The sequence below is a fragment of the Methylobacterium sp. C33D genome, from assembly GCF_053345825.1.
This window is the reverse complement of the sequence record NZ_JBKFAV010000105.1, coordinates 1-1177: the sequence shown is the minus strand read 5'-3', so window position 1 is coordinate 1177 and position 1177 is coordinate 1. Positions and strand designations below refer to the sequence as shown.

The following is a 1177-nucleotide window of genomic DNA, read 5'->3' as shown; positions in this document are numbered from 1 at the left end:
GCGGCGCGAACTATCCCAGACCTCTGGGATGCCATACGGCGCAGCCTAACCCGCTTCGCGCCAGCTGAATGTCGAGCCTACCTTGCCGCTGCAGGATACAACGCAACCTGATCGGATGCCGCTCTAGCTACGCTGCACGCGCAGGTCATCACGAGCTACCTCGCTCCCGGGCAAAGCGGGCGCGGCCGACCACTGGAGGCCAACGAAGATAACGCTGGTGCCCGCAATGGCTGCTCGCCTGAGATGAGACGGCCGCTGCAGTCGTTATTGCCCCTCACCGATCTCGGCCGAAAAATTGCCGTTCAAGCGGCACCTTAGTATGCTAAACTTTCGGAGAATGCCCGGCAGACAAATTAGGACGACGACTTACCACGCGACCCCGGTCCTCCTGATCTAAACTTGTATTCTCTGGATTTAAATTGATTGCACCGCCCCTTGCGGTCGAGGACGACGTCCAAGAGGTGCACCAGGCGTCGATCTGGCGCAGCCACCGGAGTAACAACCCGAGCAGCTCCATTATAATCAGTCGCCAAAAGCACCTTCGATCCATTCCATGAATAATGCAACAACATCTGATCCAAAAAATGCCTGATTAAGCGACCATGCAGCCACTTTATCACAATGTGCCACGCCGAATTCTAGATCATGAGCATATCGATATTCAGGGTCTTTTTATGTTGACTTTTTTAATGCCCGACATGTAAGAGCCCGACGCATTTTTCGGTAGGAGTGATGATGACGGCTAAGCGAGCGCTGATCACGGGAGTGACGGGCCAGGACGGCGCGTATCTGGCGCAGCTGCTCCTGCAGAAGGGCTACGCCGTCACCGGCATCGTGCGGCGCTCCAGCCACGCCGGCGTCTTCGATCACCGGTTGAAGTGGCTCGGCATCACCGACGATGTCGAGCTGGTCGACGGCAACCTGCTCGACCAATCCGCCCTGCTGCGCATCGTCCAGGCCACGAAGCCCGACGAGATCTACAACCTCGCCGCCCAGTCGTTCGTGACCTCGTCCTGGCAGCAGCCGCTGCTGACCGGGCAGGTGACCGGGCTCGGCGCGGTGCACATGCTGGAATGCCTGCGCTCGGCGGCGCCCCAGGCGCGCTACTACCAGGCCTCGACCTCGGAGATGTTCGGCCTGATCCAGGAGGCCGAGCAGAGCGAGTCGACGCCGTTCT

The 1177-nt window shown here is 59.5% G+C and carries 1 protein-coding gene and 1 pseudogene; both read left to right on the top strand.

Features of this window, described 5'->3' with window-relative positions; all coding sequences use genetic code 11:
• Positions 1–111 (top strand): annotated as a pseudogene (locus tag ACLBXO_RS31560) (IS630 family transposase); the annotation flags it as partial.
• A gap of 624 nt (positions 112–735) precedes the next feature.
• On the top strand, positions 736–1177 hold a 442-nt coding region (locus ACLBXO_RS31555), incomplete at its 3' end, for a GDP-mannose 4,6-dehydratase (protein ID WP_447687893.1).